The sequence below is a fragment of the Streptomyces malachitofuscus genome (assembly GCF_055571035.1).
The window spans coordinates 215,095-235,418 of record NZ_JBVIGA010000007.1 but is presented as its reverse complement, the minus strand read 5'-3'; the positions used below and the strand labels follow the sequence as shown (position 1 = coordinate 235,418).

Annotated in this window: 18 protein-coding genes; 11 read left to right on the top strand and 7 right to left on the bottom strand. The window is 71.4% G+C overall.

All coding sequences use genetic code 11. The annotated features are described in order from the left end of the window. The first annotated feature begins 32 nt into the window (after window positions 1-32). Window positions 33-647 (top strand): YdeI/OmpD-associated family protein, encoded by a 615-nt coding sequence (locus ACZ44S_RS13060; RefSeq protein ID WP_466927884.1) that lies wholly within the window; start codon window positions 33-35, stop codon window positions 645-647. Between the two features lie 50 nt (window positions 648-697). On the opposite strand, the gene ACZ44S_RS13055 is transcribed toward ACZ44S_RS13060, so the two are convergent. Next, complete coding sequence (locus ACZ44S_RS13055; RefSeq protein ID WP_466927882.1) at window positions 698-1,645, bottom strand: helix-turn-helix transcriptional regulator; 948 nt, start codon at window positions 1,643-1,645, stop codon at window positions 698-700. A 78-nt stretch (window positions 1,646-1,723) separates the two neighbouring features. Here ACZ44S_RS13055 and ACZ44S_RS13050 point away from each other — a divergent pair, with 78 nt between their 5' ends. Both ACZ44S_RS13050 and ACZ44S_RS13045 read left to right on the top strand, forming a co-directional pair. Continuing rightward, the gene (locus ACZ44S_RS13050; protein WP_466928089.1) at window positions 1,724-2,692 is read left to right on the top strand and encodes an alpha/beta fold hydrolase; all 969 of its coding nucleotides are present in this window, start codon (window positions 1,724-1,726) and stop codon (window positions 2,690-2,692) included. A gap of 32 nt (window positions 2,693-2,724) precedes the next feature. Beyond that, a complete protein-coding gene (locus ACZ44S_RS13045) occupies window positions 2,725-3,315 on the top strand; it encodes a YdeI/OmpD-associated family protein (RefSeq protein ID WP_466927881.1) in 591 nt (196 codons plus the stop codon). On the opposite strand, the gene ACZ44S_RS13040 is transcribed toward ACZ44S_RS13045, so the two are convergent. The 4 genes from ACZ44S_RS13040 to ACZ44S_RS13025 all read right to left on the bottom strand — a co-directional run bounded on the left by ACZ44S_RS13040 (window position 3,306) and on the right by ACZ44S_RS13025 (window position 7,988). Continuing rightward, entirely contained in the window at window positions 3,306-4,799 is a 1,494-nt protein-coding gene (locus ACZ44S_RS13040; protein WP_466927878.1) for a glycoside hydrolase family 3 protein, read from the bottom strand. The genes ACZ44S_RS13045 and ACZ44S_RS13040 overlap by 10 nt on opposite strands. 9 nt (window positions 4,800-4,808) lie before the next feature. Continuing rightward, complete coding sequence (locus ACZ44S_RS13035; protein ID WP_466927875.1) at window positions 4,809-5,639, bottom strand: carbohydrate ABC transporter permease; 831 nt, start codon at window positions 5,637-5,639, stop codon at window positions 4,809-4,811. Beyond that, window positions 5,636-6,622 carry a carbohydrate ABC transporter permease gene (locus ACZ44S_RS13030; RefSeq protein WP_466927874.1) on the bottom strand — a complete coding sequence of 329 codons (987 nt, stop codon included), beginning with the start codon at window positions 6,620-6,622 and terminating at the stop codon, window positions 5,636-5,638. Before ACZ44S_RS13030 ends, ACZ44S_RS13035 begins: the two co-directional genes overlap by 4 nt. A gap of 88 nt (window positions 6,623-6,710) precedes the next feature. After that, on the bottom strand, window positions 6,711-7,988 hold the full coding sequence (locus tag ACZ44S_RS13025) for an extracellular solute-binding protein (RefSeq protein WP_466927872.1): 1,278 nt from the start codon (window positions 7,986-7,988) through the stop codon (window positions 6,711-6,713). A 371-nt stretch (window positions 7,989-8,359) separates the two neighbouring features. Here ACZ44S_RS13025 and ACZ44S_RS13020 point away from each other — a divergent pair, with 371 nt between their 5' ends. The 8 genes from ACZ44S_RS13020 to ACZ44S_RS12985 all read left to right on the top strand — a co-directional run bounded on the left by ACZ44S_RS13020 (window position 8,360) and on the right by ACZ44S_RS12985 (window position 18,020). Next, window positions 8,360-9,124 (top strand): GntR family transcriptional regulator, encoded by a 765-nt coding sequence (locus tag ACZ44S_RS13020; RefSeq protein ID WP_466927869.1) that lies wholly within the window; start codon window positions 8,360-8,362, stop codon window positions 9,122-9,124. A 159-nt stretch (window positions 9,125-9,283) separates the two neighbouring features. Next, a complete protein-coding gene (locus tag ACZ44S_RS13015) occupies window positions 9,284-10,804 on the top strand; it encodes a glycoside hydrolase family 3 protein (protein ID WP_466927867.1) in 1,521 nt (506 codons plus the stop codon). A gap of 131 nt (window positions 10,805-10,935) precedes the next feature. Continuing rightward, window positions 10,936-11,961, top strand: a complete 1,026-nt coding sequence (locus ACZ44S_RS13010; protein ID WP_466927864.1) for a phytanoyl-CoA dioxygenase family protein — start codon at window positions 10,936-10,938, stop codon at window positions 11,959-11,961. Next, entirely contained in the window at window positions 11,958-13,289 is a 1,332-nt protein-coding gene (locus tag ACZ44S_RS13005; protein ID WP_466927863.1) for a DUF6271 family protein, read from the top strand. The genes ACZ44S_RS13010 and ACZ44S_RS13005 overlap by 4 nt, the downstream gene beginning before the upstream one ends. Further along, window positions 13,286-14,974, top strand: coding sequence for a GNAT family N-acetyltransferase (locus ACZ44S_RS13000; protein WP_466927861.1), 1,689 nt, complete (start codon window positions 13,286-13,288; stop codon window positions 14,972-14,974). Before ACZ44S_RS13005 ends, ACZ44S_RS13000 begins: the two co-directional genes overlap by 4 nt. Continuing rightward, a complete protein-coding gene (locus ACZ44S_RS12995) occupies window positions 14,974-16,194 on the top strand; it encodes an MFS transporter (protein ID WP_466927858.1) in 1,221 nt (406 codons plus the stop codon). The genes ACZ44S_RS13000 and ACZ44S_RS12995 overlap by 1 nt, the downstream gene beginning before the upstream one ends. A 58-nt stretch (window positions 16,195-16,252) precedes the next feature. Beyond that, window positions 16,253-16,843 (top strand): flavoprotein, encoded by a 591-nt coding sequence (locus ACZ44S_RS12990; protein ID WP_466927855.1) that lies wholly within the window; start codon window positions 16,253-16,255, stop codon window positions 16,841-16,843. Beyond that, window positions 16,830-18,020, top strand: a complete 1,191-nt coding sequence (locus tag ACZ44S_RS12985) for an NAD(P)/FAD-dependent oxidoreductase (protein WP_466927853.1) — start codon at window positions 16,830-16,832, stop codon at window positions 18,018-18,020. The genes ACZ44S_RS12990 and ACZ44S_RS12985 overlap by 14 nt, the downstream gene beginning before the upstream one ends. A 34-nt stretch (window positions 18,021-18,054) precedes the next feature. Here the strand turns inward: ACZ44S_RS12985 and ACZ44S_RS12980 are convergent, their stop codons facing one another. Both ACZ44S_RS12980 and ACZ44S_RS12975 read right to left on the bottom strand, forming a co-directional pair. Continuing rightward, window positions 18,055-18,699 (bottom strand): superoxide dismutase, encoded by a 645-nt coding sequence (locus ACZ44S_RS12980; protein ID WP_466927850.1) that lies wholly within the window; start codon window positions 18,697-18,699, stop codon window positions 18,055-18,057. 133 nt (window positions 18,700-18,832) lie between these two features. Further along, complete coding sequence (locus tag ACZ44S_RS12975) at window positions 18,833-20,047, bottom strand: MFS transporter (protein WP_466927847.1); 1,215 nt, start codon at window positions 20,045-20,047, stop codon at window positions 18,833-18,835. Window positions 20,048-20,324: the final 277 nt, after the last annotated feature.

Here is a 20,324-nt window from a genome sequence, read left to right as displayed (position 1 = left end):
CCAGGAGGCCACCGTTGCGGTACTAGCCTGCGGTGGTGACCGGAACCGAGCTGGATGAGCTGATCGTCGCTGACGGCGCGGCGCTGCGCGCGTGGCTGCTGGCCAACCACACCACCTCTCCTGGCGTGTGGCTCGCCCTGACCAGGAAGGGCGGCTCCGTCACCACGCTGACCTGGCAGCAGGCGGTCGACGAGGCACTGTGCTTCGGCTGGATCGACGGGCAGGCCCGCAAGCGCGACGAGGGGAGTTCCTGGAGGCGGTTCACCCCGCGTCGGCCCCGCAGCGTCTGGTCCCAGCGCAACGTCGCCAACGTGGCCCGGTTGGAGGCGGCCGGCCTGATGCTGCCCGCCGGCCGCGCCGCGGTGGACGCCGCGAAGGCCGACGGGCGGTGGACGGCCGCCTATGCGCCGTCATCGGAAGCGGAGGTACCGGCCGACCTGCGAGCCGCGATCGCCGCCGACCCAGCGGCGCAGGCGATGTTCGAGGTGCTCACCAGGACCAACCGCTTCGCCCTCATCAGCCGGGTCAATGCCGTCAAGCGGGCCGAGACGCGCGCCCGGAAGATCGCCGAGTGCGTGGCGATGCTGGTCCGGCATGAGACGGTCCACCCGCAGCGAGCCAAGCCGGCGGACCCGCCGACGTCGTGACCGGGCGCCTGCCGGACCCACGCTGGTGAGCGGAACGCGCTGGTGCGCGGTCAGCCGTAGCGTTCGACGAGCGCGTTGCCGATCGCGGCCAGGTGGTCCCGGACACCCGGAGGGCCGGTCACCTCGATCCATTCGACCAGCCCGGCGAGCTCGCCGGCGAGCATGTACTCGCTGTGGCCGCGGATCACGACCTCGATGCGGCCGTCGGTCGTGGAGCCCCCCACGTCGAGCCGGTCGCCGAGCGCCATCCGGAGTATGCCTGTCCCGCGGGGTGTGCATACCGCCTGGATCTCCAGCGGCGTTCGTCGGCGGTCGACCTCGTCGGCGATCTCGCGCCAGCTCTCGGCGAGGTCGAAGTCCTCGGGCCGGTGCACGGGATCGTCGGTCGGGTCGACGGACGACACGCGGTCGATCCGGAAGGTCCGTCGGCCGGTCTCGGTGCTGGAGACGAGGTACCACGCCGGGCCTTTGGCGACGATGCCCAGCGGGTGGACGGTTCTCCGGGTGTCGACGCCTTTGCTGTCGACGTAGCCGAGCCGCACCTGGACGCCGCGGATCACCGCGTCCTGGAGTGCGTCGAGGAAGCGGGGCGGCCGGTGCTCCACGCGGCTCGCCCCCCATTGTTGCGGGTCGATGACCAGCGACGACGCTGCTGCCTCGGCCTGCACCCGGAAGGGCTCCGGCAGAGCATGGACGAGCTTGCGCAGAGCCGCTCTCACGGCCGGCGTCGCGGCCGACGCCGGGCCGACGGCCAGGAACAGGGCGCGGGCCTCACTCGCGGTCAACCCGGACAGGTCGGTACGGGCGCCGCCCACGAGGCGCCAGCCGCCGCCTCGGCCCTGCACGGAGTACACGGGCACCCCGGCCATGGCGAGGGCGTCGAGGTCGCGGCGGGCGGTGCGCTCGGAGACCTCCAGCTCTCGGGAGACCTCTGCTGCCGTGACCTGCTCGCGCCGTTGCAGCATGAGGAGGATGGCCACCAGCCGGTCGGTTCGCATGCCGACAAAACTGTCACATAAACCGGTCATGGGGTGACCGGTTTCGGGCGGCAGGATGGCGCTATGACCTCACCGAGGATGTTCCATCCAGCCGATTTTCCCAAGCCCACCCTCATTCCGGTCAACGGAGTGGAACTCGAAGTCTTCGAAGCAGGCCGAGAGAACGCGGGAAAGCCCATCGTGCTCTGCCATGGCTGGCCGGAGCACGCCTTCTCCTGGCGCCACCAGATGCCCGCCCTCGCCGCAGCCGGCTACCACGTCATCGCACCGAACCAGCGTGGTTACGGCAATTCGTCCCGCCCGGCCGAAGTGACGGACTATGACATCGAGCACCTGTCGGGCGACCTCGTCGCACTCCTCGACCACTACGGATACGAAGACGCCACCTTCGTCGGTCACGACTGGGGCGCGTTCGTCGTCTGGGGACTGACCCTGTTGCATCCGGACCGTGTGAGCAAGGTGATCAACCTGAGCCTGCCTTATCAGGAGCGCGGAGAGAAGCCCTGGATCGAGTCCATGGAGGACATGCTTGGCGGCGACTTCTATTTCGTCCACTTCAATCGGCAGCCAGGCGTCGCGGACGCCGTGTTCGAAGACAACACCTGCCGGTTCCTTCGCAACCTGTACCGGAAGAACGAGCCCCCCAGGGAGCCCGGGCCGGGTATGGCGTTGATCGAACTCGCCGAAGCGGAAACGCCACTCGGTGATCCCGTCATGAGCGACAGTGAACTGGCTGTTCTCGTCTCCGCTTTCGAAGCTTCTGGGTTCACGGCCAGTGTGAATTGGTACAGAAACCTGGACCGCAACTGGCGCCTGTTGGCGGACGTGGACCCGATCATCCAACAGCCCACCCTCATGATCTACGGCGACCGCGATGTGATCGCGAGGTCTGAAAGACTGACGGAGTTCGTGCCGGATGTGGAAGTGGTCAGTCTGGATTGCGGTCATTGGATCCAGCAGGAGAAGCCGGAAGAAACGAACCAGGCCATGCTCAAGTGGCTGGACCGGCGACAGGGCGGTGAACGCCCGGGTCGGCGCCCGCGTTGACCGGTGAGCGCCCGAGCCGGTTGCATGGGCGCATGGCTGGTGACGGGGACCGTGTCGTGGGACCGGTGGGCGAGTTCGAGACGCAGGAGGCCTGGGAGGCGTGGCTGGAGGAACACCACGGTGAGACCGAAGGACTGTGGCTGAGGATCCCGCGCAAGGGGTCCTCGATCCCCGGGATCGACTACGCCACCGCCCTGGAGTCGGCGCTCTGCTACGGCTGGATCGACGGCCACAAGAAGGGGCTCGACGACACCCACTGGCTCCAGCGCTTCACCCCGCGCCGCCCGCGCAGCCGCTGGTCGGCGGTCAACCGCCAGAAGGCCCTCGATCTCATCGAGCGAGGACGCATGCGGCCGCCCGGACTGCGCGAGGTGGAGCGGGCGCAGGCGGACGGCCGCTGGGAGGCCGCGTACGCGAGCCAGAGCAAGGCGACCGTCCCCGACGACCTGCGGGCCGCGCTGGACGCGGCACCCGGCGCCCGCGACTTCTTCGGCACCCTCGACAGCCGCAACCGCTACGCGATCCTCCACCGCATCGAGGAGGCCAAGCGGCCCGCGACCCGGGCGTCCCGCATCGAGAAGTTCGTCGCCATGCTCGCCGAGGGGAAGAAGATCTACCCCTGACCGACGACCGCCTCCGCCGCCGCCACGCCGCAGACGCGTGCCGCGCCGTGGGTGGCGATGTGCGGGGCGCCGCGCGGCGGGGACTGGGGTACACCCATCTCCACCACCACGGTCTCCGGGTCGGCGGCGAGCAGGGCGTCCACCGCCGTGCGCATCCACGGGTGCCGGTGCTCGTCGCGGACCACGGCGACGACACGCCGGCCGGCCGCGGCCTTCAGCGCCTCGTCGCCGGCGTCGGCGCCGGTGAAGCTGCCCGTGGCGGTGCCCGGGAGCAGCCGCTCCAGCTCCGCGCCGACACCCCAGGGGGTCTCGTCGCCCACGGCGATGTTCGGGGCCGGGTTGAAGGTGGCCACGTACACCGGCCCGGTGACCGGCGCCGAGGCCCCGGCGCGGGTGACGGTCACCGCGCGGCGGGCCGCCTTGAGGCCGATCTCCGGCTCGGGGTCGGCCGTCGCGGCCGGGGAGCGGCGTACCCGGGCGGTCCATTCGGCGAGGGAGCGCACCCGGGCCGCGGCGTCGGCGAGCCGCTCCTCGGGCAGTTCGCCGGAGCGCACGGCGGACACCAGCGCGTCCTGCAGGCTCTGCACCGTGTCCTCGTCGCACAGCCCGCCGCCCACGCAGATCGCATCGGCGCCGGCGGCGATGGCCAGGACGACGCCCTTCTCGAGCCCGTACGTGCCGGAGATGGCCTGCATCTCCATGCCGTCGGTGACGATCAGGCCCTCGTAGCCGAGTTCGCCGCGCAGCAGGTCGGTGAGAATGCGCCGGGAGAGCGTGGCCGGGCGGTCCGGGTCGAGGACCGGCACCCGGATGTGGGCGCTCATGACGGCACGGGTGCCGGCCGCGATCGCCGCCCGGAACGGCTGCAGTTCACGCTCGTGCAGCGTGGTGGCGTCGAGGTCGATGTGCGGGATCGCGTGGTGGGAGTCGACGCTGGTGTCGCCGTGGCCGGGGAAGTGCTTGGTGCAGGCGGCGACGCCGGTGGACTGCAGGCCCTCCACGTAGGCGGCGGTGTGCCGGGCGACCAGGGCGGTGTCCCGGCCGAAGGAGCGGACGCCGATCACCGGGTTGTCGGGGTTGGCGTTGACGTCGGCGGACGGCGCCCAGTTGAAGTTGACCCCGCACTCGGCGAGCCGGCGGCCCAGTTCGCGGGCGACGCCCCGGGTCAGGCCGGTGTCGTCGACCGCGCCGAGCGCGTGGTTGCCGGGGAAGGAGGAACCGGTGCGGACCTCCAGGCGGGTGACGTCGCCGCTCTCCTCGTCGATGGCCACCAGCAGGTCGTCCCGCTCGGCCCGCAGCTGCGCGGTGAGGGCGGTGACCTGCTCGGCCGTGGTGACGTTGCGGCCGAAGAGCGCGACGGAGGCGAGGCCCTCGCCGAGCCGGCGGCGCACCCAGTCGGGCGCGGTGGTACCGGCGAAGCCGGGCTGGAGCACGGCCAGCGCGTCCCGGGTGAGGGTGTCGGTGCCGGTGGTGAATGTCGTCATCGGGTGGCGTTATCCCTTCACGGCGCCCGCGGTGAGGCCGCTGACGGCCTTGCGCTGCAGGAAGACGAAGAGGATCAGGATCGGAACGGAGACGAGCGATGACGCGGCCATGGTCGCACCCCAGTCGTCGCCGAACTGGGTCTGGAACCGGGAGAGCCACAGCGGCAGGGTCTGTGCCTCGGCGTCCTTGTTGAGCACCAGGACCAGGGCGAACTCGTTCCAGGCGGTGATGAATCCGAACAGCGAGGTGGACATCAGTCCCGGCGCGAGCAGCGGCAGGATGACCCGGCGGAACGCCTGGCGCCGGGTGCAGCCGTCGACCATCGCCGACTCCTCCAGCTCCTTCGGCACGGCGGCCACGAAGCCGCGCAGCGTCAGGATGGTGAAGGGGAGGATCATCATCGTGTAGAAGAGCGTCAGCGGTACGAGGCTGTTCAGCATCGACGCGTCCCGCACGATCATGTACATCGCGATGATCATGACTTCCCAGGGCGCCATCTGGGCCAGCATGAAGACGATGATGAAGTGGCGCCGCCCCCTGAACCGCATACGGGCGAGGGCGAAGGAGCCGGCCAGCGCGATGACCAGGGAGAAGACGACGGCCAGGACGGTGACGGTCAGCGAGTTGGTGACGTATGTCCAGAAGTGGTCGACGTCGACCGCCGTCCGGAAGTGCTCGAAGGTGACGTCGGTCGGGAACCAGACGGGGTTCTCCGAGACGATGTCGCCGGTCGGCTTGAAGGCCGTGGCGAACATCCAGTAGACGGGGAAGACGAAGCCGAGGAACAGGACGACGGCCGTGACGTTGGGCCACAGTCGGCCGATGAGCGAGCGCTTCACAGCTCGTCCTCCTCTTGCTTGAGCACGATCCGGAGGTAGTAGGCGGTCAGGCCCAGCAGGATCAGGATGGTCAGGACGGCGATCGCCGCGCCCATGCCGTAGTGCTGGTTGCCGACGCCCTCGACGTAGGCGTAGACGGGCAGGATCTCGGTGAGACGGTCGGGACCGCCGCCGTTGAAGGTGAAGACCTGGACGAACGCCTTGAAGACCCAGATGATCTCCAGGAACGTCGTGGCCAGCAGGAACGGCCGCAGGAACGGCAGGGTGACCGTGGTGAAGCTCCGCCAGGCGCCGGCGCCGTCGAGGGACGCGGCCTCGTAGAGCTCCTTCGGGATGGTGGTGGTCGCCGCGTAGAGGCTGATCGCGACGAACGGGATGGACATCCACACGATCAGCAGGATGACGACGAAGAACGTCGACATCTGGCTGCTGGTCCAGCTGTAGTCGGCCATGGAGTGCCAGCCGAGCTTGTCCAGCACCCAGTTGACGACACCGAAGCGCTGGGCGAACAGCCACTGGTAGACCGTGGTCGCCGCGACCGGGGGCATCGCCCAGGCCAGCACCAGGCCGACCATCAGGGTGAACCGCATCCGCGAGCCGAGGCGGGCGAGCAGCAGGCCGATCAGCGTGCCCACGACCATGATCAGGACGACGTTGACCGCCGTGAACACGATCGAGCGGAGGGTGACCCGCCAGAAGTCCTCGCTGGTGAGGGTCTCCTTGTAGTTGTCGACGCCGTTCCACTCGGTGACGTGCTGGATCAGCTGCGCCATGTTGAGGTTCTGGAACGACAGCAGTACGTCCTTGAGCAGCGGCCAGCCCAGCAGCAGCACGGTGGCCACGCAGGCGGGCAGCAGCAACAGGTACGGGGCGAGCGCGCCGGCGCGCGACGCGGCTCTCGTTTTCTGCCCGCCGGGGCCTCCGTCGTCCGCTTTGCGGACGTCCGCCGGGCCGGAGGGCGGCCGTTCGGTCTGCACGGTCATGCTCGCGATCTCTCTTCTCGGCCTGTTCAACGCCGGGGCGGGGACCGTCGTACGGCCGGTCCCCGCTCCGGTGGGAGTGCTTGCGCTTCTACTGCTGCTGCGCCAGGCGCTTGTTGAACTCGCCCTCGACCTGCTTGGCGGCGTCGGCCGGGGACTTGCCGTTCAGGACGGCGGTCAGGTACGTCTTGATCGGGTTGGGGTCGTTCTCGACCGCGGCCCACTCGGGGATCAGCGGCGTGGTGCCGCCGACGGCGGCGGCCGGAGCGGCGGCCTCGGCGGGGGCGTTGCCCTTGAGGTTGCTCTGCAGCGACTCCTTGTTGGGGATGACGCCGTTGAGCTTGGCCAGCTGGCCCTCGAACTTGTCGGACAGCGCGATCTTCAGGAACTCCTTGGCGAGGTCCTGCTTCTTGCTGCCGGCGGCGACGGCGAGGTTGGAGCCGCCGAGGAAGACGCCCTCGGGCTTGTCGGCGGTCGCACCCGGGATGGTGAAGTAGCCGATCTCCTTCTCGATCTTCGGGTTGGCCTTGATCGCGATGCCGGCTTCCCAGCCCATGCCGATGAAGGCGCCGACGTTGCCCTTGGCGAAGACCTCACCCTGCTGCGGGGTGGCCTCGTCCTTGTCCTTGGGGGCCTTGGACAGGCTCTGGAACTTCTGGTAGGTCTCCGCGGCGGCGACGACCTTCGGGTCGTCGAGGTTGGAGACGTACTTGTCGCCGTCCTTCTTGACGAGCTCGCCGCCCTCGCCGATCACCAGACCGACGAAGTGGTACCAGTTCTGGCCGGGCAGGTAGATCGGCTCGGCGTCGGTCTTCTCGCCGATCGTCTTGAGCGCGTCGTAGAACTCGTCGCGGGTCTTGGGGGTCTCCTTGAGGCCGGCGTCCGCCCAGACCTTCTTGTTGTAGAGGACGACGCGGTTGGCGAAGTACCAGGGCGCCGCGTACTGCTTGCCCTCGAAGACGGACGACTCGTTGAGCGACTCGGTCCACTCGCCGCCGATCTCCGACTTGAGGTCGGCGAGGTCGGCGAGGCCGCCGGTCTTGGCGTAGGCCGGGGTCTGGGTGTTGCCGATCTCGAAGACGTCCGGCGGGTTCTCCTCGGAGAGCGCGGTGGTCAGCTTCTGCTGAATACCGTTCCACTGCTGGACCTCGAACTCGACCTTCGCCTTGGTCTTCTTCTCGAACTCGGCGGCGAGGTCCTTCTGCCACTGGTCCGGAGAGGAACCGTCCATCACCCAGACGGTGAGCGTCTCGCCGGCGTAGCCGTCCGCGCCCGCCTTCTTGTCGCTGCCACCGTCGTCGCCGCCACACGCGGCGACGGAGAACAACATGCCCGCGACACCGATCGCGGCTATCAGCTTGCGCTTCACGCGCCACCCCTCCTCAGGAATGCCTTCCACACCCACGCCCTCGGCGGTGACCCCCACAACGGCGCAACAGCTCGGCGGGCTGGGACCCGGCTTCCTCTAAATGGTTTAGACCAGCAAGGGGAGCTTGGCCTAGACCTATGGCTCTGTCAAGGGTCGTGGACTCACACCTGGATAACGGCTCGGACACCTCTTCCGGGCCGTAGAACTCCACCCAAACGGGGATGGGTTGACGGTTGGACTAGACCAAAGCGAGAACTCACCGTTATAACGGGATCGCCGAGCGTGCGGCGCCGACCCCGGCCGTCCGCCGACGTGCACCGCGGCCGGCACCTGCCGTCCGCGCGCCGGACACCGCAGCCGGAAGGCAGGTCATGAGCACGGACGTCAGCAGCGCCCAGGCCGACACGGGGGCGCCGGGCCGTATCGGTCGCGTTCCGAAGTACTACCGCATCAAGCAACGGTTACTGCAGATGACAGACGAGCGGGCACCGGGCTCCCCGATGCCGGCCGAGCGCCTGCTCGCCGTCGAGTTCCGCACCTCCCGCACCACGATCCGCAAGGCCCTGCAGGAGCTGGTGGGCGAGGGCCGGCTCGACCGCATCCAGGGCAAGGGCACGTTCGTCGCCCGCCCCAAGGTCTACCGGACGCTCCAGCTGACCTCGTACACCGAGGACATGCGGGCGCAGGGACTCAGCCCCACCTCCCAGGTGCTGGACATCGGGTACATCGCCGCCGACGCCGAACTGGCGGCCCTGCTGGAGATGGAGCCGGGGGACAGGGTGCTGCGCATCGAGCGGCTGCGGCTGGCCGGCGGGGAGCCCATGGCGATCGAGGCGACCCACCTCTCCGACCGCCGCTTCCCCCACCTGCGCCGCAACCTGAGCCGCTACACCTCGCTCTACACCACCCTGGCCGAGGTGTACGGCGTCCGGCTGGCGGAGGCCGACGAGACCATCGAAACCTCCCCGGCGACACCGCGGGAGGCGGGGCTGCTCGCCACGGACGTGGGCCTGCCGATGCTGCTGCTCTCCCGCCACTCGCGGGACGAAACGGGCACGCCGGTGGAGTGGGTCCGCTCGGTGTACCGCGGCTCGCGCTACAAGTTCACCGCCACATTGACCCGTCCAGCGCCCTGACCGGGCCCTTCGCCGTCAACTCAGGGCGTTTGGCGGCAAGTTCGACAAGTCCTTCCTTGACACGGCCCATTGGTCCAGTCCAACATCAAAATGGTCTGAACCACTCGTGGCGCATTCCGTTGGTATCCGCCGCGTGCACCACCCGCACGGAGGTCCCGCATGACCGAGAAGAGCCACCCGCGGCTGTCGCGGTGGGCGCACTCCGTGCTCCAGCCGGGCTTCGAGGGGACGACGGTGCCCGACTGGGTGCGCCGCCGGATCTCCGAAGGGCTCTCCTCCGTCGTCCTGTTCGGCCGCAACATCCAGGGTCCGGAACAGGTCGCGGGGCTCACCCGCGCCCTGTACGCGGAGCATCCCGGCCTCGTGGTCGCCATCGACGAGGAGGCGGGTGACGTCACCCGGCTCGAGGCCCGCACCGGGGCGTCCCGCCCGGGCAACCTGGCCCTCGGCACGCTCGACGACATCGATGTCACCGAGCAGGTCGCCCGCGATGTCGGCCGGGAACTGCACGGCCTCGGCATCACCCTGAACTACGCGCCGAGCGCCGACGTCAACACCAATCCGCTGAATCCGGTGATCGGGGTGCGCTCCTTCGGGGCGCGCTCCGACGTCGTCTCCCGGCACGCCGCCGCCTGGGTGCGGGGGCTGCAGTCGGCGGGTGTCGCCGCGTGCGCCAAGCACTTCCCCGGCCACGGTGACACCGTGGTCGACTCCCATCACGGGCTGCCGCAGGTCTCGGCCGCCGCCGGCACCCTCGCGCTGACCGCGCTGCCGCCGTTCATCGCCGCCATGGACGCGGGCGTACGGGCCGTGATGACCGCGCACCTGCTCGTACCCGCCTACGACGACCGATGGCCGGCGACCCTGAGCCGCCCCGTCGTCGACGACCTGCTGCGCGGTGAACTCGGCTTCACCGGGCTGGTCGTGACCGACGCCGTGGAGATGGGGGCCGTGGCCGACCGCTACGGCATGCCGGGGGCCACCGTCCGGGCCGTCGCCGCCGGTGCGGACGCGGTCTGCGTCGGCAGCGAGAACGCCGACGAGGCGACCACGGCCCGGCTGGCCGACGCCCTGGTGGGTGCCGTGCTGGCGGGGCGCCTGCCGGAGCAGCGGCTGGCCGAGGCGGCCGGACGGGTGCGGGAGTTCGCCGAGTGGGCGAGCACCCTGCGCCGCACCACCCCCGGGCCCGGCGGCACCCCCGGTATCGGGCTGGCGGCGGCCCGGCGGGCCGTGCACATCCACCACAAGCCGGACCGGGACACCGAGTTCCCGCTCGTGGACGCCCCCCACGTGGTGGAACTGGCTCCCGCCACCACCCTCGCCATCGACCCCGCAACCCCGTGGGGCGTGGCGGAACCACTGAAGACGCTGCGTCCGGGCACCACGTCCGTCCGGATCGGCGAACACCGTCTGCAGGACGGCGACGAGGTGCTGGACCGGCTGGCGCTGCGCCCGGCGCACGGCCGTCCGCTGGTGGTGGTCGTCCGCGACGCCGCCCGCTACGGATGGATGACCCGCGCCCTCGCCTCCCTGGTCCGCCGCCGGCCCGACGCACTCGTCGTCGAGATGGGCGTACCCGCGGGCGAACGCCCCGGTGCGGTGTATCTGGCGACGCACGGCGCCACGCGCGTCTCGGGCATCGCCGCCGCCGAGGTCCTGGTGGGCCGGGCCGGGCCGTAGGGGCACGGCCGGTCACCGATTCCTTCGTCGCCTCTCTTCCCTCCACCTTCCCCTGACCCGCCCCTTTTGACCCGTTCCGCCCTGCCCTGTCCGCATGCCGTGAGTGACCCCGATCCTTCCCGGAGTACCGCATGACGACGCACCACCGCTTTTTACACCGCGCCGCCTCCGAGCGCCCCTACTTCAGTGCCGACGGCGAGACCTACCTCGCCGCGACGCAGCTGAGGCATCTGACCAAGGACCTGCCGCTGCGGGTGCTCTCTGAGGAACAGTTCGCGTCCTGGCAGAACCACGGCTACGTGGTGGTCCCGGAGGCGATATCCCGGGACGCGGCCAAGCTGCTGCTGGAGTTCGCCTGGGAGTTCCAGGGCCTCGACCCGCACCGCCCCGACACCTGGTACCCGGAGCGCACCTTCCGCTCGGACCTCGACCGGGACCTGTACGTCTACGGCTTCGTCGAGGCGTACCACCACCAGCGGATCTGGGACAGCCGGCAGACCCAGCGGGTCTACGACGCCTTCGTGGACGTCTGGGACTGCGAGGAGCTCTGGGTCACCCTGGACCGCCTCAACCTCAATCCGCCCAATGTGAAGAACCGCTCGCGCTCCCTGATCGACCCCACGGACGAGGGCTTCGACATCGAGCTGCACTGGGACGTCGACACCACGGCGAGCATTCCGCCGCAGCGGGTGCAGGGCATCATCGCCCTCACCGACACGGAGCCGGACCAGGGCGGCTTCCAGTGCTCCCCGGAGCTCTTCCGCCGGTTCGACGAGTGGAAGGTCGCACAGCCCGCCGGCCGGGACCCGATCCGGCCCGGGACCGACCGCACGGAGTTCCCGGTGGTCCGGCCTCAGCTGGGGGCCGGTGACCTGCTGATCTTCAACGGCATGCTGGCGCACGGGGTGGCCGGCAACTCCTCGGTCGACGGGGTGCGCGCGGTGCAGTACCTGTCGATGATGCCCGCCCTCGAGGAGCACGAGCAGCTGCGCCGGTCCCGGGTGGAGTCCTGGCGCACGCTCAATACCCCCGACTGGAACGCGACCCTGCTCGGCGACGCCACGCAGCACGAGTCCCTGCGCTACGGCCCCGCCGAACTCGACGGTCTGGGCCGCAGGCTGCTGGGACTCGACACCTGGCACGAGCGCACACGATGAGGCGGGAAACCGACGTGCACCGGATATGTCTGGCCCTCCCCACCGATCGGGAGTGCTCCGCGACCATCACGGCCATCGGCGCCGAAGCCGTCGACGCCGCACGGCACTTCGACGTCGAGGTGCATCTGCTGATCCTCGACTCCGCCGACGAGCCGACCCGCGCGGCCCATGCCAGGGCGGCGGCCGCGCTCCCCGAGGTGCCCGGCGTCGTCGTCCACCATCTCGACGAGGCGGCCCAGCGGGACTTCCTGCGCCGCGCCGTCGACCGGGCCGCGCTCCCGGAACCGGAACGGGTCCTCGATCTCATGCTCCCGGACGCGCTGTCGTACGGCGCCTGCACCAACCGGGCGTTCCTGATCGCGGCCGCGCTGGGCTGCCGTTCGGTGCACCGGCGCGACTCCGACTGCAGCTATCAGGTCTTCGAGGGCGAGCCGGTCCATCCCGTCCACCACGAGCTGGCCTCCCTGGGCAAGCCGGCCCGTGACGCCGTCGCCGCGGTGTCGGAGGTGACCCTGGATCCCGCGCTCGCCGACCGGACCGTGTCGATGGCGGGCGCCTCCTTCATCGGGGAGCTCTCCGTCGACATCGGCCGGATCCAGGAGCTCGACAAGGAGGTGTACGAGGAGGTCGTCGGCCTGTGGGCGCCCGGCCACTGGTCCGCCGAGCAGCGGCGGGAGCTGGTCGAGGAGTCCTTCAAGGGCGCGGGGACGCAGCCCTTCACCGGCGACCACTCGACGCTGACCCTGGTCGATCCGATGCGCGTCGACATGTCCAACATCGCCTTCGACCACGACGTGTACGAGCGGCTGCCGCTGCCGCCCGCCACCGCGACCATCGGCAGCGACTACTTCCTGATCCACGCCGTGTACGACGCCGAACTGCCCGGCGTCCTGCACAACCGGCACATCGAGAACTACTACACCGGGGAACGCCGCACGCACGCCGGCTTCCTGGCGTACCAGACGCGGTTCGTGAAGTTCCTGCTGTCGATGCTCTACCTCCACTACGTCTACGAGCGGATGGCCGACGCGGGCGCCTCCCTGCTGGACGACGAAGGGCGGCTCGACCCGGCGCCCTTCGCCGCGTTCCTCGCCGAGAGCGTGCGGCTGGACCGTACGGAGAACGAGCGGCGGCTGGACACGGTCGCGTCGGCGTACGCGCGACTGGGCGGGGAGTACGCCGAGTTCGCGCGCGGCATGACGGCGGACCGGGAACGCCTGCTGGACGAGGCCGCGCGGGACACCGAGGAGTTCGTGCGCCTGATCGGGGCCTGGGAGCCCCTGGTGGGAGCGGCCCGGCTCACGGACGTGCGGAGCACCCCCCGGTGAGCACGACCCTCCGCACCGCCCTCGCGGCCGCCGACCGGGACCAGCTGGTCTACGACCTGGACGGTATCGCCGGCCGGTTCGACACCCTGACCGGGGAACTGCCCGGCGTCGGCATCCGGTTCGCGATGAAGGCGTGTCCCGTGGACGAGGTCCTGCGGTGTCTGGCCGAACGGGGCTCGGGCTTCGACGCGGCGAGCCCGCGGGAGATCGCCCAGGCCCTGGCGACCGGGGTGCCCGCCGGCCGGATCCACTACGGCAACACCGTGAAGTCCGACGAGAACATCGCGGAGGCCTACCGGCTCGGCATCCGGGACTTCGCCACGGACAGCCTGGAGGACGTGGCGGCACTGGCCGAACACGCCCCCGGTGCCCGGGTGTTCTGCCGGCTGGCGACCAGCGGGCAGGGGGCGCTGTGGGGGCTGAGCCGGAAGTTCGGCTGCTCGGCGGAGGACGCCGTGCGGGTGATGACGGCGGCCCGGGACGCGGGACTGGTCCCCGCCGGGCTGTCCGTGCACGTCGGATCCCAGCAGATGACCACCGAGGGCTGGCAGCCGGCCTTCGCCACCCTGGCCGACGTGCTCACGGCACTGCACGACCACGGGATCGTGCCGGACCACGTCAACCTCGGGGGCGGCCTGCCCGCACTCGGCTACACCGACCGCAGGGGCACACGGCTGGAACCCCCGCTGGACAAGATCTTCGCCGTGCTGCGCGAGGGTGTGCAGACGCTGCGGGACCTCTCCCCCGCTCCGCTGGACGTGCTGCTGGAACCGGGACGCCATCTGGTCGCCGACCATGGCGCGATCAGGGCGCACGTGTCCCGGCTGACGTCCCGTCGGCAGCCCGACGGGCAGCTCGAGCACTGGCTGTATCTGAGCTGCGGCAAGTTCAACGGCCTGTACGAGATGGACCAGTTGCAGTACCCGTTGCTCTTCCCGACCCATGCCGCCGACGCCGAGGCAGTATTGGCCGTCATCGCGGGCCCCACCTGCGACAGCGACGACGCCTACGCCCATGAGCACTGCCGGGTGCGCGTGCCGAAGGAGGTGGTGTCGGGGGACCCGGTCTGGGTGATGTCCGCCGGAGCGTACGCCACCAGTTACACGACCGAGGGCTTCAACGGCTTCCGTCCGCTCCCCCTCACCTGTATACGGGACGACGTACGGATACGTCCCGTCGCCGCGGCGGACTGGCCGCGGATCGCCGCCCTGGAGGCGGAGGTGTACGCGCCGGTCTCGCTGTCCGAGGGCCGGGACGCGCTCGAGTCCCGGGGCCGTGCCTCACCGGAGACCTGCTTCGTCCTGGAGGCCGGGGACCGGATCGCCGGCTACGTCCTCTCCCTGCCCTACCCGCCGTCGCGGTACCCGGACCTGACCCGGGAGGAGGGCGAGCGTTTCGGCTCCCGCAATCTCCATCTGCACGACATGGTCGTCGCGGAGGACCTGCGCGGCCGGGGGCTGGGCAGCAGGCTGCTGCGTCATCTCACGGCCGCCGCGAGCCGCTCCTACGACCGGATCTCCCTGGTCTCCGTGGGCGGGACGGAGAGCTTCTGGGCGGGCCACGGCTACCGGCCCGAGCCGGGCGTCGCGCCCCCCGCCGGCTACGGCGAGAACGCCGTCTACCTGTACTGCCCGCTTCCGGGCCGCAGCACCGGCGGCCCCGCCGCCCGGGACGAGGAGTACTGATGTCAGCATCCACACCCCCATCCCCCTCCCCCTCCCCTTCTCCGGTCGGCTTCCGCCGCGGACGGCTGGCCACGGCGGCGCTGTTCTGCTTCCTCGGCTTCCAGTACGCCACCTGGGTCTCCCGGCTGCCCGCCCTGAAGGACCGCTTCGGCCTCGACGAGACCCGGGTCGGCCTGCTGCTGATGGCCTGCGGGGTCGGGGCGGCGGTGTCCTTCCCTCTGGTCGCCCACCTGATGAAGCGGCTGGGGTCCCGGCGGCTGGCGCTGTGGTCGGCCCTGTGCCTGGTGGCGGTGCTGCCGGCGCTGGCCGCCGCGGGGAACTACCCGTTCGTGCTGGCGGTGGCGTTCGTCGACGGGGTGGCCGTCGGCTGTCTGAACGTCGCCATGAACGCGCAGGGCGCGGCGCTGGAGTCCCGGTACGGGCGGACCACGATGGCCCAGTTGCACGCCACGTTCAGCGGCGGCTCGCTCGCCGGTGCGCTGCTGGCGTCCGGCATGAACGCCGTGACACACGCGCTGACCGCGCACTTCGCCCTCGCCGCGGGGCTGCTGACGCTGCTGCTGGTCTCCGCCCGGCCCGGCCTGTTGACCGACGAACCCGACGCGCATGCGGAGGAGTCGGCGCAGGACGCGGCCGGGGCCAGGGGCCTGCGGAGGCTGACCGGCGCCGGCCGGGCGGCGCTCTGGCTGGGCGCCGCCATGCTGCTGGGCACGATCACCGAGGGCGCCATGACCGACTGGTCGACGCTGTATCTCACGGAGGAGACCGGGGCGTCCGGGCGGCTCGCGCCGCTGGGTATCGCCGTGGTCTCCGTGATGATGGTGCTGGCCCGCCTCCTCGGCGACCGCTGGCGGGAGCGCTGGGGTGACGCGCGTGTCGTCCGGGTCGGCAGCGTGGTCGCCGGGACGGGTCTCGCCCTCGCCCTGGCGACGGGCGGCACCTGGCCCGCGCTCGTCGGCTTCGCCTGTGTGGGGCTCGGCATGGCGACGGTGACGCCGTGCGTCTACGTCGCCGCCGCCGCGGAGGGTCCGAAGGCACTGACCCTGGTCGCCGCCACGGGCACCACCGGTCTCCTGGCCGGCCCGGCACTGATCGGTTTCGTGGCGGGCCGCACCAACCTGACGGTGGGCATGGCCCTGGTGGCGGTCTCGGCCCTCCTGGTGTCGGTGACGGCGAGACACCGCACCTGGGAGAAGCCCGCCAAGGCCCTGACCGGCTGAGGATCCCGCACCGCCCGCCCCGGCACACCGGCCGGGCTCGCCGCACCGGCTCGGGTCGGTGCGGCAAACCCGGCCGCAGTCCCCGCCCGCCCGCCCCAGCACACCGACCAGGCGCCCCCGCACGCCCACGCAGCTGCTCTGGGTGCGGCGGCAGCAGCCCTCGCTGGAGATCCAGGTGGTGCTGACGCGGGCGGCCGGGCAGTTCGTCGGCAAGGAGGCGCTGCACATGATCGCCGGACGGCCCGCCCTGGACGACACCTGGGAACCCGGCGCCGGCACCGCGGGCGCACGGCACGTGGAGTGGTCCCGCTGGGCCGAGCTGGCGGTGGTCTGGCCGGCGACCCTGCACTACACCGCCCGGCTGGCGCTGGGCCTGGCGGACTCCCCCAGCCTGCTGGCGCTGCACTGCACCGACGCCCCGGTCGGCGTGGCCCCCTCGCTGCCGCCCGGGGGCTGGCAGTCCCCCGTGTTGTCCGGACACGTGGCGGCGCTCGAGGCGCGTCCGGGCGTCAAGGTCGTCCCGCCCGAGCCGGGCCCGAGCATGACCACCGGCACGTCGGACGCCTGGCTCTGCCCGCCGCTGAGCTCGGTGCTGCACCAGTTGGACCAGTGGGCCCACGACCGGCAGGAGACCGATGAGCGGCCATGACGTGATCGTGGTCGGTGCCCGCTGCGCCGGCGCCGGCACCGCCCTGCTGCTGGCCCGGCAGGGGCGCAGGGTGCTGCTGCTGGACCGGGCAACCTTCCCCAAGGACACCCTGTCCACCCTGTACATCCAGCTGCCGGGTGTCGCCGCGCTCGCCGAATGGGGCCTGCTGGACCGGCTGCGCGCCACCGGCTGCCCGCCGTTGGAGCGGGTGTCCTACCGGGCCGGCGGGATCACCGTGACCGGGTCGAGCCGGCCGGTGCGCGGGCAGCGGGTCAGCTATGCGCCGCGCCGTCACCTGCTGGACCAGCTGCTGGTCGACGCCGCGGTGGCGGCCGGCGCGGAGTTCCGGGACGCCACCACGGTCGGCGACCTGCTGTTCACGGACGGGCGGGTGACCGGTGTGCGCTGCCGCACCGCGGGCGGCCGCTGGGTGAGCGAGCGGGCCGCCCTGGTGGTCGGCGCGGACGGCATGCGCTCGCAGGTGGCGCGGCGGGCCGGAGCCGAGGTGCTGACCGGCACCCCGCCCAAGAGCTGCGCCTACTACGCGTTCTGGGACGTGCCGAGCGACAACACGCTGACGATGACCCACGCCGACGGTGTGCTGGTCGGCGCGGCCGGTACCAACGGCGCCACCATCGTCACCTGTTACCTGCGCCAGCGGGAGTTCGCCCGGGCCCGGCAGCGGCCGCTGGAGGTCTACCTGGAGACCATCCGCGAGCACGACGGCGAGCTCCACGAGCGGCTGCGCTCGGCCGAACCGTCGGGGCGGCTGTACGGCACGGGCGACCAGCGGAACTTCATCCGGCGGGCCGCGGGCCCGGGGTGGGCGCTGGTGGGTGACGCCGCCGTGCACAAGGACTCGATCACCGCCTGGGGCATCACCGACGCCTTCCTGCAGGCCCAGTTGCTCGCCGGCACCCTCGCCCCCGGCACCGCGCAGGACCGGGCGCTGGCCGAGTACGCCACCACCCTGCGGAGCATCGTGCGGGGCGGCTACGAGGCCACCCTGGCGGCCGCCGATCTGACCCTCGGCGACGACGAGCTCGCCCACCTGCGCCTACTGGCCGACCACCCGGAGCTCGCCGAGCTCTACTTCTCCGTGGCCTCCGGCGCGGCGGCCCCCCAGGAGTACCAGGCCGCCCTTCGGGCCCACCCCCTGCCCGCGGCCGCCGGATGAACCGCCGGCCGGACGGGCACGGGCGGCCGGGCGGTCACGGAGCGAGCAGCAGCAGGCCCTCGCCGCGCTCCTTGGCCGCGCTGTAACGGCGGGCGACGTCCTGCCAGTTGACGACCTCCCACATGGCCTCGATGAAGTCGACCTTCTGGTTCCTGTACTGCAGATAGAAGGCGTGCTCCCAGGCGTCGAAGACGAGAATCGGGGTGGAACCCTGGCCGACGTTGCCCTGGTGGTCGTAGACCTGCTCGACGATCAGCCGCCCGCTCAGCGGCTCGTACGCCAGGACGCCCCAGCCCGAACCCTGCGTGGTGGCCGACGCCTTGGACAGCTGTGCCTTGAATCGGGCGAAGGAGCCGAAGGACTCGGCGATGGCGTCGGCCAGTTCGCCCACGCCGTCCTTCTCCAGCGGCTCGCCGCCGCCGTCGCCGGTCATGTTGTGCCAGTAGATCGAGTGGAGAATGTGCCCCGACAGATGGAAGGCGAGGTTCTTCTCCAGGCCGTTGACCGACCCCCACGCCTCCTTCTCCCGCGCCTCGGCCAGCTGGTCGAGGGTGTCGTTGGCCCCCTTCACATAGGCCGCGTGGTGCTTGTCGTGGTGCAGTTCGATGATCTCGGGGCTGATCACGGGGGCGAGCGCCGCGTAGTCGTACGGGAGTTCAGGGAGCGTGTACAGGGCCATGTCCGACGTCCTCCAGGCCTTATTGCCAATGATATGCAACTGCACGCTAACAGCAAGAGACGCGGCGCGGGTGGCGCGCCGCGCCGACCACGACGGACGCGGGCGGCGTCCACAGCGGGCCGCCGCCCGTCGCTCAGGGGCGCCGGGCCCGCAGCACCGGGGCGAGCAGGACGACGAGGAGCCCGGCGAGCGGCACCACGAGCAGCCCCACGCGCAGACTGGTCGCGTCGGCGACGAGTCCGACGACCGGCGGGGAACACAGGAACCCCAGGCGCATCAGCCAGGAGACGATCGTGAGTCCCGACCCGGGCTTGAGGCCGGGCAGTTCGTCGGCCTCGTGCATCGCTGCGGGGACGAGGGTCGCCACGCCGAAGCCCGCCGCGGCGAAGCCGAGAACGGTTCCCGGCACCGTGGGCACGGCCAGCGCCAGCCCCATGCCGGCCGCCGCGACGAGCCCGCCGGCGCGGGCCACCTGCCGCTGGCCGAACCGGTCCACGAGCCGGTCGCCCATCAGCCGGCCGACGAACTGCGCCCCGACCAGGGCGATGAACCCGCAGGCCGCCAGCGTCACCGACGCGTTCAGGGAGTCGGAAAGGTACAGCGTGGCCCAGGAGTTGCCGGCGTCCTCGACGAGGGTGCCGGCGGTGGCGATGAGGACGAGGGCGGCCAGCACGTAGGCGGTGCGCCGTGACGCGGTGGCCTCACCGCCCGGCTGCCGCGGATCGAGGTCCCCGGCGGCGTCCTCCTTTGCGGCCGGCTCCGTGTCGGGTCCGGGCAGGCAGTAGCGCAGCGCGACGCACGCGGCGACGCCGAACAGCACTCCCGAGATGAGCAGATGCTGCCCCCGGGACAGGTCGAGGGCGATCGCCCCGGCGGCCATGGCGCCGCCGGTGACCGCGCCGATGGACCAGATGGCGTGGAAGGAGTTGATGATGCTGCGCCCATAGCGGCGCTGCACCCGCAGGGCGTGCGCGTTCTGGGCGACGTCCGTGATCGCGTCCATGGCCCCGGCGAGGAACAGCGCCGCCGCGAACAGGGCCACCGAGCCCGCCAGACCGGCCGCCAGTGTTCCCACGCCCGTCAGCAGGGTGCCGAGCACGGCGACGCGCGCCGACCCCAGCCGGCGGACCAGCACCCCCGCCGCCAGACCGGCCACGAGGGCGCCCGTCGGGAACGCCGCGACGGCCAGGCCGTAGGAGGCGTTGCCGATGCCGAGGTCGTCCTTGATCTGCGGATACCGCGGCAGCAGGTTGGCGAACAGGGCGCCGTTGGTCAGGAACAGCACCGCCACGGCCGCCCGGGCCCGCCGGTCGGCCAGGGTGGGCTGCTGCATTAGGTCGACAGTCATACGGAGGAGCCTACAGAGAGGAGCGTACGTTCGTACGCTCCACCCCCCGCCCGACGAGGTCGCCCACACCGCCGGACGGGATCCACGCCGGCAGGAGTGGCGTCCGGACGCCACGACCCCGGCGACCCTGGGGCGCGGGCCCCGTCCGGGAGAACAGGGTGGAACCGGCGGGGGCCGAGCAGGGTCGCCTCACGCTCGGGCGAGCCGCCGACCACGCCGAGCGCCGCGCGGTCGCCCGGCGCGGGAGTGCGGCGAGGCCTCGCCCGGAGGAAGGCGC